We start from the raw sequence: 16,583 nt of genomic DNA, 5'->3' as shown, positions 1-16,583 counted from the left end.
CGATTGGTAGGATTTTTGGACTATTGAAGAATCGGTTGAGGCGAAAATACAATTCGTGCCATTAGCCAGTAAGTTGTTTTAACCAGTGTGGAACGGTAACTCATGATTGGGGGGAAAGCTCATAGCGGTGCGTGGCTGCCAAACGCGCAACATGCCAGAGCGATCATCAATTTCATTCATTGGAGTCAGGGCGGTCTTGTATTGGACGCCGCGCTGAATGGTATTGCCGAAGCATTTGGCGCCGAATGCGCCGTAATCAGCCGTCTGTGGCTGAACAAGGGTTCTCATCGCGTTGCCGCCAGGGCTGACACCCGAGATCCTGCCCATTGCCGTCCTCTATTCCTGTCTTTCGCGAATGACGCGTTGGGGCCGTTTCGCAATATGCCCAAGCGGGCCTCGGTCTTTAGTCTGGTTGAAGATGGCGAAGACCCGAGCGATCTTTCCCCCGTCCTGACCGAGTGGATTTCACATCGCAGCCTTTCGGAAATTCTGTTTGTCTGTCTTGATCACCAGGGCGGTGAGATTGACTTCTTGGAGCTGCATTTCGGGCGCAACCCGGAACCGGGTTTCAAAGAGGCAATTGAACAAATTGCACCCCAATTGTCCGAAACATTCCAAAGTCGCCGTCCCGGTCTGGTAACCGAAGCGCTGTCGCGCCAGTCGGTCGCGACCATTCGGAAAAGTAGCACGGAAAACGTTGCGATTCTCAGCACCGACAACCCGACTGGCCTGACGCGGGCTGAGTGGCGGGTCTGTGTACTGGTATCTCGAGGATTGTCCTCGCAGGCTATTGGCGCCGAGTTGGACATTGGCGCTGCTACTGTCAGGACACACCTCAAGCATATCTATTCCAAAACAGGTCTGGACAACTTCCATATGCTGGCCCGTCGGCTAGTATCCGTTGAAGAGCGTGAAGCTCTGCATGGGAAACAGCATCAAGCAAGGGCTTAATGCCACAACTAGACTGGCAAAACTGGATCTCGCTTTGGCTGTTCGCCCCGCTGTTCGTGGCGATCGCATGGACCGATTTCACCCAACTTCGTATCCCGAACCTATACTGCTTAATTGGCCTAGCACTATGCGTTGTCGCCGCCCCTTTCTTGGACTGGAACGAATTGCTGATCCGTTTGCTAATCGGCGGGGCGTGTTTTCTTATCTGCCTGGGGCTATTTGCGATCAACTGGCTGGGCGGAGGGGACGCAAAGATGTTGCCAGTCATTTTTTTGGCCATGCCCCCAAGCGTCGTGCCCACATACATGATTGTATTTTCCGCGGCCATGGCTCTGGGTTTGATCGGGATGTCCCTCTTTCGGCGCTACGCCAAGCGTTTGTCCCCCAAATTCGAGTCGACAGCGCAATCACGAGAGTTTCCGATGGGCATCGCCATAGGGGCGTCAGGCTTGGCCATGATTGCGATGTCGGTTTTCAACGTTTAGTTCCCAAACGCTTCAGCATAGCGGATGAAAATCGGTGCAAGGATCAAACCCGCAATCGCTGGCAGCATGAGGAATGCCATAACCGCTGACATCTTTACCGGCAATTTGTTGGCCAATTCCTGCGCTCGCAGCTCGCGCAACTCCCGCATTTCGTTTGCGTAAGTCGTCAAAGCCGAAGCCAACGGCACACCAAAGCGGGTCGATTGCAGAACGACACTCACAAATGAGCTCATTTCCTCAATCCCAGTCCGACGGGCCATACGCATCAATGCGGTGTCCCGGTCGCGGCCAGCTTGAATTTCGCTGAGCGCAATCAAAATCTCTTCGGACATCTCGGGAGAGACCAACTGCATCTCTACGGCTACTTTCAGCAACGCCTGATCAAAGCCCATCCCAGCCTCAACCCCGATCTGCAGAAGATCCAGCATGTTCGGGAACGCATTTTCCATCTTGCGACGGCGCTCCTTGATGCGCGCGTTCATCCAGTAGTGTGGGCCAAAAAATCCCAGCCCGCACAGCAATGCAACGTTGCGAAGTATCGCGATCAGGTCCAGGCCGGACATATATTCTGAAATGGACGCGCCAAATCTGGTCGGCGGCTGCCAGTTCAACAGCAGGATAAAGAGCAACGGTAGAGACGTCGCCAGACCCAGACGGATCATATAGTAGCCGGCGATCGCGTTCTTGCCACGGAAACCGGATTGCGCCAGAACCTGACCAACTTCGAAACGAACACTGGCGTCCGCCGGGATCAGCGCTGCGCTCAGGCCAGTCGGCTCGGGGTCTTCCCCTCGATCGATATTCGCGCGCGCCAGATTTTGACGTGGGCGACTGGGCAGCATCCGCTCAGCTGCGGTCGACCGTTCGCTCAACGAGGATGAGATGCCGAAGAAGGCTACAACCGCGCCAATCAGAACCAGGCCGAAAATCAGGATCTGTAAAACAATGTTGTTTTGAAGCAAAGAATTTATGAATTCCATCGTAAATCCTCCTTATATCCGGAAATTCACGAGTCTGAACATGACGATGGCGTTCAGGACGATTGCCACTGCAATGGCTCCCATGACGGGCCAAAATGCTGGAGCGTCCATAACGTCGCCATAGTAAGATGGGGTCAGGATCGTCATGAATACCGCAATTGCGACCGGGATAGCGGACAAGATATAGGCGGTCATGCGTCCTTCGGCCGAAATGGCCTTGATCTTGCGACGCAACGAAAGTCGTGCACGGATCACGCGGGCCAGGGTCCGCAGAATTCCGGCGAGATCACCGCCTGTGCCATGCTGCATCATCAGCGCAACGGCCAGGTACCGGACGTCTTCCTCATCAATCCGATCAGCCATACTTTTCATGGCCGTCGTCAGTTCTTCGCCAAAGGCAACCTGATCGACAACCAACCCAAATTCCGTTCCAATCGGATCCGGCATTTCTTCTGCCACACTTTGCAGGGTGGTGTTCAAAGGATGACCAACCTTCAAGCCCCGAGACATCAGATCCAGTGCATCCGGCAACTGTTTCAGCAGGTTCGCCTTACGCTGGTTCAAAGTCGCTCCCAAAAGCATCAAGGGAGCGATCAGGAAGACGAAAGCGGACAATGCCACAACTTGAATCGGGTTCGCAATTGTCGAGCCGCCAATGGCACAGATCAGGAAGGCAACACCACACCCGAGCAGAAACATCTCGGGCACCATGTTCAGGCCAGCTGCTTTTAAGGCGGCGGGCAAGTCCCCCACAAAGGGGAAGTTGCGCAGGAACGGACGCGCCTCCTGAGGTTTAAGCAGATTGAGGACATCCTCCCCCGTCTTGCCTTCGTTCAGCATTTGGATACGGCGATTGATCGCCTCGTCCCGGTTTTCACCACGGCGGGCAAACTGCCGGATCCCTTCGAAAGCGATCAATGCACCGACAAAGATGGCCAAGGCCAGCACGAACCGAACATCAAATCCGGCGACTTCCATTTCCGGACCAACAATTGCGCTGAGGTCCAGGTTCTCGATGAATGCGCGAAGCTGTTCCATTTTGCCGGTCCTCCCTTAATTGAACTGGATCGAGGACAGATCGATACCCGCAGCGGCCAGCGCATCGCTTGATTTCGGGCGGATGCCCGTTGGTATGAAGCGCCCCTTAACCTTACCGTTCTCGTCCTTGCCTTCGCGTTTGAAGACAAAGATATCCTGCATGGTGACGATCTCACCTTCCATACCGGTCACTTCTGCGATCGAAGTGACGCGGCGGGTCCCGTCGGACAGACGGTTAAGCTGCAACACGAAGTGGATGGCCGACGCGATGGTCGCGCGGATGGCCGAGTGCGGCAGTTCCATACCACCCATCTGAACCATCTGCTCTACACGCGACAGCGCGTCGCGCGGGCTGTTAGCGTGAACCGTCGTCATCGAGCCATCATGGCCGGTGTTCATGGCCTGCAACATGTCGAACGCTTCAGAACCACGTACCTCGCCCACCACGATACGATCGGGACGCATCCGCAGCGCATTTCGAACCAGATCACGCTGCGCAACAGCACCGGTTCCATCCAAACCAGCAGGGCGAGTTTCCATGCGCAGCACATGTTCCTGTTGCAGTTGCAATTCAGCGGCGTCTTCGATGGTCACGATCCGCTCGTTTCCACCAATATAAGTCGAAAGAGCGTTCAGCATCGTCGTTTTACCGGACCCGGTACCGCCCGAGATCAGAATGTTCATCTTGGCTTCGACCAGCCCTTGCAGCAGCGCCGCAGCACTTTCATTCAGCGCGCCATTGTTCACAAGGCGCTGCATGGTCAGCGGTACGCGGGCAAACTTACGGATGGACAGGGCCGGGCCGTCCAACGCACAGGGCCGAATGATCGCGTTCACACGGCTGCCATCCTCAAGACGCGCGTCCACCCAAGGCTGACGTTCGTCGATGCGGCGACCTACGCGGCTGACGATCTTGTCGATGATGCGCAGAAGATGACGCTCATCCCGGAACCGGGCCGAGGTTTTCTCAAGAATACCAGAGCGTTCCACAAAAATCTGTTGATGACCGTTGACGAGGATATCGTTGATCGTCGGATCGGCAAGCAATGGCTCGAGCGGGCCAAGGCCCAAAACCTCATGCATCAGCTCTTCGACCAGTTGCTTGACCTCTTCGCTGCGCATGGCGCGGCCTTCGTGGCGCAACAGTTCGGTGGCGTGTTTGCCGATCTCACCGCGCAGCGTGTCTTCTTCAACTTTGTCGATCACCGCCAGGTTCAGCTTGTCCAGCAGCGAATTGTGCATCCGCGCTTTCAGATCGATGCGGTCCATCTCTCTGGCATGCTTGGTCGCCAATTTCTCGGCTTCAAACACAACGTTATCCGAAGCTTTATCAGAAACCTGCTTCGTATCCAGCGGAACGACCTTCGCGGCGTTCGAAGTTGTGCGACCAGTCCTGTCAAATTCACGAAACATGTTCTTAAACCTTTACTACTATTCACTTCACGTCTGCGGATATGCGATTACGAGTTGTTAACACGCGGCGGCATAGCAGCGCGCGCGTCATCGGCCAGTTTCTTGATTGCTCGCGTTGCTGGCGCACGGTTGGAAACATCTTGCAACGGGATGCCCCGGTCCACTGATTCACGAACCGTGCGGTCATCCTTGGGCACCCAATGGGCAAAATCCTGTTCCAGCAACTTCGCCGCTGCGCGGTGATGGGCTGCGGGCAACAGAGGTTTCTTTTCAAGGCTCGCCACAAGTTGGATATCGATGGCGGGGTTCTCGCTTTGATAGAAATCCATCAGTTTGCGGGCCGACCGCACCGACGGGACGGCGACATCCGTGACCAGATACAGCCTGTCGGCCTGTGTCAGCACCGGAGTGATCCATTCCACCAGGGCCCGCGGCAGATCGACGACCACATAGTCATGAGTCCGCTTCAGGTTATCCAGAATTGCCGTGATCTGGTCTTCCTGAATGGCTGACAGCGGGCCGTAGCGCGAGGGTGCAGCCAGAACGTCAACACCGCAGGGTGCCTTGACCATAGCCTGTTCCAGAAACGCACCGTCGGGGATGCTTTCATCCATCGCCATGCGCCACATCGCGTCGCTTTCTTCCACGTCCATCAGCGCCGCGATCGAGCCGAACTGGAAATCCAGATCCACAACCGCAACCTCGTTGGTCGCTTTCTTCTTGAAGAAACCCTCTTTGGCCTGCAACTCGTTGGCCATATTCGCGGCCACCAGCGAAGAGCCGACGCCGCCACGCGACTTGGCAACCGCGATCACCTTGCCGAGCGTTGCATGTCCACTCCAAACGGTGGGCAGTTGCGCCTGACGGCGGTTGCGGATTGCATCCACCTGCGGCACGATTTCTTCATTGATGGCTTTGCGGGGCAAAACCTCGTCCACGCCCAGCTTCGTGAGCTGCCGCGCCTTTTCCAGCGGCAGATCTTCGGGGGCCAGTGCGATGATGATGGCGTTTGGCATCCGCGCATCGCAGATATTCTGCGCCGTCTTCAACGCACCATCGGCGTCATCTTCGACATCGAACAGGACAACATCATGCAAAGACGCAAGGTTTGCGGCCTTTCCATTGACGCCGGACACCGTTTCTTTCCGACCAGTAAAGCTGCAATTCTCCTGATCCGCCAGAGACCCTTCGATAGCCGAGTAAATCTCTTCATCGGGCGAAATCAAAAACACTGAAATCTGCTTGGAATTCATTATCTTACTCCTTACTCTACCGCCCCGACAGCCAGGTCTTCGGCAGGAACCGAAGTGCTCATCGCGGGAAGGGAAATACTGTTCGGGGTATTGGACGTGACCGCCGGATTGCCCGAGGCCAACGCAGCCAGACCAGCCAGCGGCATTACGAAATTGAAATCGACATTGATCAGATCGGCCGTCACAACCGGAGTATAGGGGCCACCCAGGAAACCCAGACGGGTATCATGCGAATAGGTGAACTGAACGTTCTGTGGGCCTGTACCGGGCGGCAGCAGCGGACCGATCTGGTTCCAGATGCGCGCGCCGTATGGGGTTGAGGTATCCAGCGTGCAGGGCGCAGGCAGGTTGGGCACGGCGCAGATGCCGCCGTTGCGGCACAGAGCACCAAATCTTGTATTTGCAGGAGCACCGTTGGAAAGAGTATGTGTTGCAGGCAGCGCCCCGCATTGCGGCGGACCCACCGTCGCCAAACGGGCGGCCGTGTGCATCGCTTTTTGCGCCGCTGTTGTCGACCAGTACAGACGTCCGTAGTCAACGACCCCGAAAATCAGAAACAGAAACAACGGAATAACGATTGCCAGCTCGACCAAAGCGGCACCACGCTGATTGCGGGCAACGGCTTGAAGGATATGTGGAACCCGATTCATACGCCATACACCCTGCTTTGATCCGCGATTTGGATATTCAGCGGGCCAACCCCATCACCAAAGAAGTCGAAGATTCCGCCGAAAATCAGATCTATGCGCACATCGGCGGTAACTTCGACCACCGAGGTCGGGTCAAGCCGATAGGTTCCAGAACGCGAAATGCAGGTCGGCGTGACGTCCAGAAGTGTCGCGCCTCCGGGGATGACAGTCGACCCGCCCAGCTGGTTCTGAACAATGTCCGTTGCCAGCGCGTCATAGGTTCCGACTGTGCCAGCCGCGCACAGATCCAGCGGTGCAATTCGGGCAATCATGCGCGAAGCATCACGCACCCCTGCCGAAGTCACCTGATGGATCCAGGTGATCCGGCCGCCTTCAATAATCACGGCCAGAAACAGCAGGATCAAGGGCATGACCATGGCGAATTCAACCATTGGGGCACCGGATTCGCAGCGCTTGAAGCGAGTGATATGGGACAGCAAACGTTTCACCGGTACAACCTCACGACATCGCGGAAGATACCTTCGTCAATACCGGTTCCGGCGCCACCGACCTGTTCGACCACTTCGACGTAGATATCGAAATCAGTTCCCGAGGTTTGCTCCAGTGGCTGGATCAGAAAGACTTTTACGAATTCCTGCACCGGCACGTCTACGGCGCGACCTACAACTGGATTGGCATCGCAATCGATAGCGGCGGCGATGAATGTGCGGCGATCAGGGTCAGGGTTCGTTGTGCTCGCACATTGCCGACGACCCGTTTCACTGCGTCCCTCAAGAATGTCACGGCCAGCGAACTTGGTAATCTCATCCAGATACATCTGGTAGCGCGTGTTGCCGGTAGGCAAGCTTATGGTCCCATCAGCAATCAGCGGATGCGGTTGCAGCGGGTTTAAAGGGTCTGTTCCAGTACCATAGTTCGTCGCCAAATAGGCGGCTCTCCCATCATCCCAGTCCCCATCACCGAAGCGGCCGGCACCTTCGGGCACCAATGTGGCGCAGTTTCCGGCATCAAAACAGTCGTCGCGCGGGAACGGCATGGTGTCATCTGAAATCGTTGGATTGTTTTTCAAGCACTGGCCGGTCGGATTCTCCCACCCAGCAATAACTTGAGGACCAGGGGCATAGGCCGGATCATTCCGCAAGCTGTTCATCGTTGCGAGGAATAAATCAAAACGAGAGTTATAGATGGCCGAACCAATACCGTTCCGTTGCCCCGGTTCCGTGTCCACCCCACGCTGCGACACACACTTAGTCAAGTTGCCCTCGGCGGCGATAAGACAGATATAAAGGCTTGATCCATTCAAACCCGCACAGGGGCCGTTGGGATTGATCCCAATATCTTGAGGGTCAAGAAAGCCGAAGTTTCCAGGACCCCAGGCCGAGTCGTTGCCACCGGTACGCAACTGGATAGCCTGACCGACATTTGCGTTAGCCGTCCAGCCGCCCGGAATGCAAAACATCAAGGGGGTCACGTCGCAGGCAAATCCCGTATACCCAGCAATCGCTGTCGCTCCGACTTGTTCATTGGGAACCGCAGCACCCAACAACGTTGCCAATCCACGGGCAAAAGGCAGGAAAACGGTTCGCGGCGTTGCTTGCACCTCGACCATGATGGCTGCACTCGCATCGTTGGTCAAAAACCCGTCTACCGCGTCATCATCATCCGGGTCGACAGCAGGGTCCGGCAAACCGGTCAGAAAGCGCAGGCTGAAATCGGCAGCCGAGTCCAGCGTCTGATCCCCATCGGCAAAGAACTGGCGATCCGCGATCATGTTCTCGGCGGCTGTACGAGCGCGGGTAATTGCGTCTGCATTGCCGTCAAGCTCACCCGCAGCGGCCAAAGCCACATGGTCGGCATAAGACTGCAGGTCGGTCTGGGTCGAGGCCATACGGCCAAGGTCAAAGGTCAGGGCGGCGAAGCCGAGGATCATAGCCAGGCAAAGTGCCACAAAAATCAGGATCGTTCCGTCTTCTTCTTTCTTGAACTTGGAAACAAAAGTCATCGTTAACCCTCCCTGACCCTGACTGGTATCAATTCACGGTGCTTGATGTATCCGTGACCGGGACCTCTTCTTCGGATGCTGTGATTTCAACTTCCGGCACCTCGTCGTCGGTTGCCGTAATTGTCACTTTTTCTTCCTGAATATCCGAAATACCGCGGCGCACTTTCACAACAGGTTGCGGGGCACCGTCTTCGACTGGTGATTTTTCCAGCAGGATGTCGCTGAGGCGAACGGCCTCAAGAGGTTTATTTTCAGTCTCATCCAGTGAACGCAGAGACAGGCTAAGCTGTCCGGCTTTTTGCGCCAAAGCCAGCCGCTGGCTTTGTTCCGGCGTCACCTCAACGGTGACGGTCCGCGCGATACCGGGCTGGTCGATCTCTTCATCAGCCTTTTGGTCAACACCAATGACGCGGATATTTTGAAGGATGGTCAAGGCACGCAGCGATTCATCTGTGCCGCGTGTAAGAACAACATCCACGAAGTCACCCGGCGTGACAAATCCACCAACGCCCGACTGCGCGTTGACATTAATCGCCATCGCGCGATTGCCTTCACCGATCGTCTGAACGATGGTGACTTTTTCTCCGAATTCCGAAACTTTCGAAGCAAGCAGGATTTCACCCTGCGCCAGCGCACGCTTGGCCCGGCGCGGCTCCCCGCCTGCGGCTGGCAGCACGTCATCAAAACTCGTGAACACTCCAACGGGGACCGACTCAGCGGGCCATTCGATAGTGGTTAACTTGTGGCCTTCAATCGGATTTCCAAACGGGATGTCTTCTGAAACAGCAACAACGCGAACGATGCTCGCGTCTACTGCAGCAGCTTGATTCCGTGCCAGCTGGTCCTGGGCCCAGAAAACTGCGCCTCCAGCAAGGCCGACACCGAAGATAGTCATCAATAAAGATTTAATGCGCATGTTGCCCTCCAATTTCCGAAGTGAGCTTTGGCTGTCAGGTTTGGGCGATGTTCAATCAAACTGAGTAAATCAGCGTTCAAACTGACGCAATTTTGGGTCTTTGTAGGCCAACTTACCCAGCGCAAAGCTGGGAAAGCTGGAGTTTTTCGGTCCGCTATTTCAAAGCCTAGGTCAAACCCGACTTTGCAACCTAGAGCGGCCAGTTGCTTAACACACCGAGAAACAGCGGCTCACGCAACCGTTGCAACTTATCGCTTACGGCGACGGAGTACGGTTGGTGATCGAACCGTTAGCTTCAGTGAAGTTCGAGCTGGTGCTCTGCGCAACGGTGATCAGAACACCGCCACCGGCAACGATCGCAACCAGCAGGGCGATACCATATTCAACCAGGGTCGCACCGCGCTCGTCTTTACGCAGCTTCAGAAAGAACTTGCGAATAGTTTTCGACATAATTTTTACTCCAGACTGTTTTACCAAGTGCGAAATCCGCACGCTTACGAGGTACCAGGCAGCATCCCCGTTAATAAAATGTTTACCAGCCGTGAACCTTTAGAGCCTCCCCACAAACGAAAAGGTTTTCCCGTATAACGGGAATTTTTTGTCGTTTAAGGCGGATTTGTGACCTTGCTCTTGCGTTGAATCAGCGATTCGACCGGTGATTCCCGCTTATTTCACACCGCAAACACATTTATGGCCGATCTGAGGACACAGATCGGCCACATTTGCCCCCAATTCGCGGATTGGGTGTGCTACACGGTCACGCCTTGCAGGACCTGCTCGCGCGACAACTCCTGCCGCGATCCCTGCATCAAAATCTCACCGCGCCTCAGAACAACGAAGCGGTCGGCGAGGTCATAGGCGAAATCGAAATACTGCTCGACCAGAACGATCGCCATCTCACCTCTAGAGCGCAGATGGCGAATGACCTCACCGATCTGCTGGATGATGTTGGGCTGAATACCCTCGGTAGGTTCATCCAGCAGCAGCAGGCTGGGTTTGGTGATCAGGGCACGTGCGATGGCGAGTTGTTGTTGCTGGCCACCTGACAGATCACCTCCGCGGCGGTTCTGCATTTTCTTGAGAACCGGGAACAAGTCGAAAATCTCATCGGGGATAAAGTGTTCGCTGGACGGCAGGCAGGCAAAGCCAGTTTCCAGATTTTCGCGCACAGTCAGCAGGGGAAAGATCTCGCGCCCCTGGGGAACGTATGCCACCCCCTTCCACGCCATTTTATGTGCCGGAAAGGGCGGGAGGGCCTCACCATTCAGCTCCAGCGTACCGCCAGAGCGGGGATGCGTGCCCGAGATTGCCTTGATCAGGCTGGTCTTTCCGACACCATTGGTGCCCATCACGCAGGTCACCTCACCCTGCGCGGCTTGCATCGAAACACCGTGCAGGATTTGCGAATGCCCGTAGTGCAGGGTCAGATCGTTCAGTTTCAGCATCGCCTAGCGCCCCAGATAAACGTCGATGACGTCCTGATTTGATGTCACGTGGTCCAAGGACCCCTCGGCCAGAACCGAGCCCTCGTGCAACACAGTCACCTTGCAGTTCAAACGGCGGACAAACTCCATATCATGCTCCACCACAACCACGGCGCGGGTTTTCGCGGCCTGCACCAGAAGATCGGTGGTGTGTTCGCGTTCCTGCGGGGTCATCCCGGCAGCGGGTTCGTCTACCAAAAGCAAGCGCGGCTCCTGTGCCAGAAGCATCCCAATCTCAAGCCATTGCTTCTGCCCGTGGCTGAGTTCGCCCGATTTGCGGGTCAACTCGTCCTTCAAGCCGATCTCGGCGGCCAGTTCCTCGACTTTCTCCAGATCGCCCTTTGAAGGGCGGTAGAACAGCACGCCCAACCATCCGCGTTTGTTCTTCAGCGCCATCAGCAGGTTTTCCTGCACGCTCTGATCTTCGAACACGGTGGGTTTCTGGAATTTCCGCCCGATCCCGGCCTGCGCGATCTTGGCCTCACTCATGCGCAGCAGGGAAACGGATTTCTCGCCCCAGATGACGCGGCCTTCGTCAGGACGTGTCTTGCCGGTGACGATATCCATGAAAGTGGTCTTGCCCGCACCGTTCGGCCCGATCACGGCGCGCAGTTCCGCGTTGCCGATCTGGAACGACAGGTTGTTGATGGCGCGGAACCCATCAAAGGTGACGGAAACGCCGCTGACTTCTAGCAGAGTGCTCATTCCGCGGCCTCCTTTTCGCGCAACGCGCTTTCATCAGGCCCCAGGGCCGCACCGTGGCGCTGCGGTGCCCTGCGGTTGGTCCAGAGGTCGAACAGCCCCCCGATCCCTTGTGGGGCGAACAGTGTGACCAGCACGAAGGACACGCCCAGCAGCACCTGCCACCAGTCAACCCATTTGATTGTATAGAAGCCCAGCGGGATGTCCGGGGCCTGCCCGCCGGTGAACCATGTGCTAAGCAGACTGACGAACGCCGCGCCGATGACGGCACCGTACAGGCGACCGCGCCCACCGATGGCGACCCAAACGGCCAGATAGATCGAGGCGATGGGGGCCATCTCCTCGGGGTTGATAATGCCCGCCTGCGGATAATAGAGTGCGCCCGCGATGGCGGCGATGCAGGCGGTCAGAGTGAAGACGGCCAGCTTGTAGACCTCGACCGAATAGCCGAGGAACCGCACCCGCGCCTCGTTATCGCGGATGCCGCGAATGACCGAGCCGAACTTGCCCGACACCACCCATGCCGCCAGCAAATAGCCCAGCCCCAAGGCCAGTGCCGAGGCCCAAAGGAACCAGATCGACACCACGTCCTGCGAGACGGTGACACCCGGCAGGTTCTGTAGGCCCGACAGGCCATTGTTGCCGCGCAAGCCACTGTCGTTCTGAAACAGGTACAGCGCCAGTGCCAAAGTCATCGCTTGGGTCAGGATCGACAGGTAGACGCCCGTCACCCGACTGCGGAACGCCAGCCAACCAAAGATCAGCGCCAGCAGGCCCGGTACCAGCACCACCAGTACCAGCTGCAGGAACAGGCTGTCCGAGAAGGCCCAGATCAACGGGAACTCGGACGACCCGACCACACCGAAGATCTGCGTGCCGATGGCGTCCACGACCTCGGATGACGTCGGAGGGATTTCGGCTTGCGACAGTGACTCGACGACGATCAGCCGCGTGCGTTCATACATCAGCCACATGCCGATCATGTAGCCGCCCAACCCGAAAAAGGCGAAATGGCCCAGAGAAAGGATGCCGGTGAAGCCCCAGACCAGATCCATTGCTACGGCAATCAGGCAAAGGCACAGGGTTTTGCCCAGCGTCTTGACGAAACTGGTCGAGATCACGCCGATCCCGAACCCTTCGGACAGGACGGTGACGCCCAAAGTGAACAGGGACAGGATGGCCAGAAAGACCAGTACCGAGGGGTTTTTGGCAACAAAGCTGCGTTCCATGGCTCAATCCCCCGCCGCGCGGCCTTTGAGGGCGATGATGCCCCTTGGCCGGAACTGGATGAAAATGATGATGAAGATGATCATGTAGGTCTGCGCTGCAAGGGTATTCGACGGGTTCATCCACTCGATCCCCTTTTGCAGGAAGCCGATCATGCCCGCACCAGCCAGAGCACCCCAGATGTTGCCGACACCCCCGACAACCACGGTCATGAAGCTTTGCACGATATAATCGCTGCCTAAGTCGGACGTGACCTTGGCGAACAACCCAATCGCAACCCCCGCGATCCCGGCGATGCCCGAGCCGAGGCCAAAGGTCAGCATGTTCACCCGCCCCGGGTTGATGCCCATCGACCCGGCCATGCGCGGGTTCTGCGTGACGGCGCGCATCTCAAGCCCCAGCCGCGTGCGTTTCATGATGTACAGGAACAGTCCCAGAAAGATCATCGCCAGAACGAAGATCGCGATACGGATGTAACTGATCGAGACCACATCGTTCAGCACCCATGCTCCGTCCAGCCAGCCCGGTGCAGTCAGTGGGCGGGCCTGCGTGCCAAAGATGTTCTTGGCCAGTTGTTGCAGCGCAATAGAGATACCAAACGTCGCCAGCAGAGTCTCCAGCGGGCGAGAATAAAGCCAACGGATCACCAGCCGCTCCATCGCGACGCCCATGGCGAAAGTGACGGCAAAGGCCATCGGGATGGCGACGATGATCGACAGCGTATGGTCGGGGATAAACTGCTGCACCACATAGCCGGTATAGGCGCCCATCATGATGAACTCGCCATGGGCCATGTTGATCACGCCCATCACGCCGAAGGTGATGGCAAGACCGATAGCGGCGAGGAAATAGATCGAAGCCAGAGAAATCGCGTCCAGCGTCAGGTCGAGGGTCTGGTTCAGGCCGACTTTTAGCTCGATCTGGTCCAACGCCTTTTCGGCGGCGGCTGTGACTTCGCCCGACGGCTCTGCATAGGTTTCAAAGAACACATGCGCACCCAGCGCTGCGTCGATGTCAGTCTGCGTGATCAACGCGGGGACAGTTCCGGCTTCGGCCAATGCCGCATAAGCCTGCGCCCGGGCGGCGTCAGTGGTCAGTTGCGCAACCGGAACACCGCCCACGCGGCCTCCGTCTATATTGGCGGCCAGCGCCGTGCGGATGTCATCGGGCGATACACGGGGTTTGGCTAGGTCACCGGCGACCAACAGATCATAGGCGGCATCACGCGACAGGTCATTCGAGCCCGGTTGCAGTACACCGGCGATATTCACATCCGAAGGTAAATCTGTCGCCGTTTGCAGCCTGGTCACGACCAGAGGGTTCAAAGCCGCGCGCACGTCCACACCCAGATCGTCGGACATCTCCTCGATCGCGACCACACGGGCTTCAGTATCTTCGTCGTAGCCGATGGTCAGCAACCGCTCGAGGCGTTGCTTCTGCGCTTTCAGATCGGCATCGGGTTCGCCATCAATCGACGCGCGCAGCGGCTCAAGCAGAGCGCCCTCGGGATCGCGTTGGATAGACGTCAAAGCGGCCAGTCGTTTTGCACGATCCGGGTCGGTCAGTTGGAATTGTACCAGTGCCGTGCCGATCATCGCGCGGATGCCGCTATTGGGTTTCAACTGTTTCAGGTCGGATTTCTCAAACGTCCCGACGACCTCTCCGGTGTCGAAATCGGTCAGCTCATATGAACGCCCTTCACCCTTTTTGCCGGCAAAGAACAGGCCATCGGACTTGCGCATCCACACGTTTTTGGCGGCCCACGTCTCAAGCATGACCTGCGCTTGCGGCAACCCGCTGCTGGCAATCGCTTCAATCGCCGGTCCGATCGTCTTGCGCGAGCTTTTGGCGATGATCTCCTGATGCTCTTGCAGGATCGGTTGCAGACCGCCCTCTTGCGCGTTGGCCGTCAGGCAGGCGCACAGGATTGCGAGGCCCGCAAGGAATAGTCGTAACATGTAGAGAAACCCGAGGTGTCTTAAGGGCAAGGCGGGCGATCACACCCGCCTTGCGTGTCGTTTAGTAGTTCGACAGCGTCTGAACGCAGGTCTTGGTCTCGGTGTTGTACATACCGCAGCCCAGATCTTTCCAGTCAGACTTCAGTACCGCCGATTCCGGCAGGAAGTCGGTCCAGGCGTCGCCCGGAACAACGTCAGTTTCGCTAATGATGTCGAACTGACCGTCTTCCTGAATCTCACCGATCAGAACCGGTTTGGCCAAGTGGTGGTTCGGTAGCATGACTGCGGTTCCACCGGTCAGGTTCGGGAACTCCTGGCCGTACATCGCGGCGCGCACATCGTCGACTTCGGTCGAGCCGGCTTCAGTCGCGGCGTTCACCCACATGTTGAAGCCGATATAGTGTGCTTCCATCGGGTCGTTGGTCACGCGGTCTTCACCCATGGTGGCTTTCCACGTCTCAACGAATTCGGCGTTCACATCGGTATCTGCCGACTGGAAGTAGTTCCACGCGGCCAAGTGACCGACCAGGTTGGTGGTATCCAGACCCGAGAGTTCTTCTTCTCCGACCGAGAAGGCCACGACCGGAATATCGTCCGCCGAAACGCCTGCTGCTGCCAGTTCCTTATAGAAGCCGATATTTGCGTCGCCATTGATGGTCGAGATCACGCCAACTTTCTTACCGTCTGCACCCAGCGCGACCACGTCCGCAACGATCTTGGACCAGTCGGAATGACCGAAGGGGGTGTAGTTGACGAAGATATCCTCGTCCGCGATGCCTTTACCCTTCAGATAGCTTTCCAGAATGTTGTTGGTGGTTCTGGGGTAGACATAGTCTGTGCCGAGCAGAGCGAATTTCTCGACCCCCAGCTCCTCCAAGAAATAGTCGGTCGCAGGGATTGCCTGCTGGTTCGGCGCGGCGCCGGTGTAGAAGACGTTCTTGGACGATTCTTCACCCTCATACTGAACCGGGTAGAACAGCAGGCCGTTCAGTTCTTCGATCACCGGCAGAACCGATTTGCGGCTGACCGAGGTCCAGTTGCCGAAGATCACATCCACTTCATGCACGGTCAGCAGCTCGCGCGCCTTTTCAGCAAACAGCGGCCAGTCGGATGCGGGGTCGACGACAACCGCCTCAAGCTGTTTGCCCAGCAGGCCACCCTTGGCGTTTTGCTGGTCTATCAGCATCAACATGGTGTCTTTCAGCGTGGTTTCCGAAATCGCCATGGTGCCAGAAAGCGAGTGCAATACACCGACTTTGATCGTGTCTTCGGCAGACAGTGCAGCGGTCGCCATGGCGGCAAAGACAAGAGATCCGGCGAGCGTGGATTTGAGAGATGTCATATGATTCTCCTGGGCGGGGCCGGGAGAGAGGGCTTGCGCAGATACGCACTCTTCTTCTACCTGATCCCCGCAACTGTTGTTGCGATCCGTGTGGCGGTTGTGTCCGAGGTCCAATTCGCGCAGCCGTCACACACCCTCGGGGATCGTCCCCGTGGCGGGCACCCATACCGTTTCTGCATCGC

16 protein-coding genes are annotated in these 16,583 nt (G+C 57.0%); 2 read left to right on the top strand and 14 right to left on the bottom strand.

Going from position 1 to position 16,583, the window contains the following annotated elements; all coding sequences use genetic code 11:
* Window positions 1-102 precede the first annotated feature (102 nt).
* Both ACR0C5_RS14480 and ACR0C5_RS14475 read left to right on the top strand, forming a co-directional pair.
* Window positions 103-951, top strand: a complete 849-nt coding sequence (locus ACR0C5_RS14480) for a response regulator transcription factor (protein ID WP_480877513.1) — start codon at window positions 103-105, stop codon at window positions 949-951.
* On the top strand, window positions 951-1,436 hold the full coding sequence (locus ACR0C5_RS14475) for an A24 family peptidase (RefSeq protein WP_170773815.1): 486 nt from the start codon (window positions 951-953) through the stop codon (window positions 1,434-1,436). The genes ACR0C5_RS14480 and ACR0C5_RS14475 overlap by 1 nt, the downstream gene beginning before the upstream one ends.
* Here the strand turns inward: ACR0C5_RS14475 and ACR0C5_RS14470 are convergent.
* The 14 genes from ACR0C5_RS14470 to urtA form a co-directional block, all read right to left on the bottom strand.
* Window positions 1,433-2,416 carry a type II secretion system F family protein gene (locus tag ACR0C5_RS14470; protein ID WP_170773813.1) on the bottom strand — a complete coding sequence of 328 codons (984 nt, stop codon included), beginning with the start codon at window positions 2,414-2,416 and terminating at the stop codon, window positions 1,433-1,435. The genes ACR0C5_RS14475 and ACR0C5_RS14470 overlap by 4 nt on opposite strands.
* Before the next feature lie 12 nt (window positions 2,417-2,428).
* Complete coding sequence (locus ACR0C5_RS14465) at window positions 2,429-3,454, bottom strand: type II secretion system F family protein (RefSeq protein ID WP_480877511.1); 1,026 nt, start codon at window positions 3,452-3,454, stop codon at window positions 2,429-2,431.
* 15 nt (window positions 3,455-3,469) lie between these two features.
* Window positions 3,470-4,867 (bottom strand): TadA family conjugal transfer-associated ATPase, encoded by a 1,398-nt coding sequence (locus tag ACR0C5_RS14460; protein ID WP_480877509.1) that lies wholly within the window; start codon window positions 4,865-4,867, stop codon window positions 3,470-3,472.
* 47 nt (window positions 4,868-4,914) lie between these two features.
* Window positions 4,915-6,120, bottom strand: coding sequence for a CpaE/TadZ family protein (locus tag ACR0C5_RS14455; RefSeq protein ID WP_170773806.1), 1,206 nt, complete (start codon window positions 6,118-6,120; stop codon window positions 4,915-4,917).
* 11 nt (window positions 6,121-6,131) lie between these two features.
* A complete protein-coding gene (locus ACR0C5_RS14450; RefSeq protein WP_480877507.1) occupies window positions 6,132-6,770 on the bottom strand; it encodes a TadE/TadG family type IV pilus assembly protein in 639 nt (212 codons plus the stop codon).
* Window positions 6,767-7,258 (bottom strand): TadE/TadG family type IV pilus assembly protein, encoded by a 492-nt coding sequence (locus ACR0C5_RS14445; protein ID WP_480877505.1) that lies wholly within the window; start codon window positions 7,256-7,258, stop codon window positions 6,767-6,769. Before ACR0C5_RS14445 ends, ACR0C5_RS14450 begins: the two co-directional genes overlap by 4 nt.
* Complete coding sequence (locus tag ACR0C5_RS14440) at window positions 7,255-8,772, bottom strand: pilus assembly protein TadG-related protein (protein WP_170773800.1); 1,518 nt, start codon at window positions 8,770-8,772, stop codon at window positions 7,255-7,257. Before ACR0C5_RS14440 ends, ACR0C5_RS14445 begins: the two co-directional genes overlap by 4 nt.
* 28 nt (window positions 8,773-8,800) lie before the next feature.
* Complete coding sequence (cpaB, locus tag ACR0C5_RS14435) at window positions 8,801-9,688, bottom strand: Flp pilus assembly protein CpaB (protein ID WP_170790675.1); 888 nt, start codon at window positions 9,686-9,688, stop codon at window positions 8,801-8,803.
* A gap of 255 nt (window positions 9,689-9,943) precedes the next feature.
* Window positions 9,944-10,138 (bottom strand): Flp family type IVb pilin, encoded by a 195-nt coding sequence (locus ACR0C5_RS14430; protein WP_170790673.1) that lies wholly within the window; start codon window positions 10,136-10,138, stop codon window positions 9,944-9,946.
* A gap of 299 nt (window positions 10,139-10,437) precedes the next feature.
* Window positions 10,438-11,133 (bottom strand): urea ABC transporter ATP-binding subunit UrtE, encoded by a 696-nt coding sequence (gene urtE / locus ACR0C5_RS14425; RefSeq protein WP_170786955.1) that lies wholly within the window; start codon window positions 11,131-11,133, stop codon window positions 10,438-10,440.
* 3 nt (window positions 11,134-11,136) lie between these two features.
* A complete protein-coding gene (gene urtD, locus ACR0C5_RS14420) occupies window positions 11,137-11,877 on the bottom strand; it encodes an urea ABC transporter ATP-binding protein UrtD (protein WP_170773791.1) in 741 nt (246 codons plus the stop codon).
* Window positions 11,874-13,103 (bottom strand): urea ABC transporter permease subunit UrtC, encoded by a 1,230-nt coding sequence (urtC, locus tag ACR0C5_RS14415; protein ID WP_480877502.1) that lies wholly within the window; start codon window positions 13,101-13,103, stop codon window positions 11,874-11,876. Before urtC ends, urtD begins: the two co-directional genes overlap by 4 nt.
* A gap of 3 nt (window positions 13,104-13,106) precedes the next feature.
* Window positions 13,107-15,059 carry an urea ABC transporter permease subunit UrtB gene (urtB, locus tag ACR0C5_RS14410; protein WP_480877500.1) on the bottom strand — a complete coding sequence of 651 codons (1,953 nt, stop codon included), beginning with the start codon at window positions 15,057-15,059 and terminating at the stop codon, window positions 13,107-13,109.
* A gap of 61 nt (window positions 15,060-15,120) precedes the next feature.
* Entirely contained in the window at window positions 15,121-16,401 is a 1,281-nt protein-coding gene (gene urtA, locus ACR0C5_RS14405; RefSeq protein ID WP_480505053.1) for an urea ABC transporter substrate-binding protein, read from the bottom strand.
* Window positions 16,402-16,583: the final 182 nt, after the last annotated feature.

Source organism: Ruegeria sp. N8, assembly GCF_056531325.1.
The sequence above is the reverse complement of the archived record's forward strand: the minus strand, read 5'-3'. Positions and strand labels throughout refer to the sequence as shown.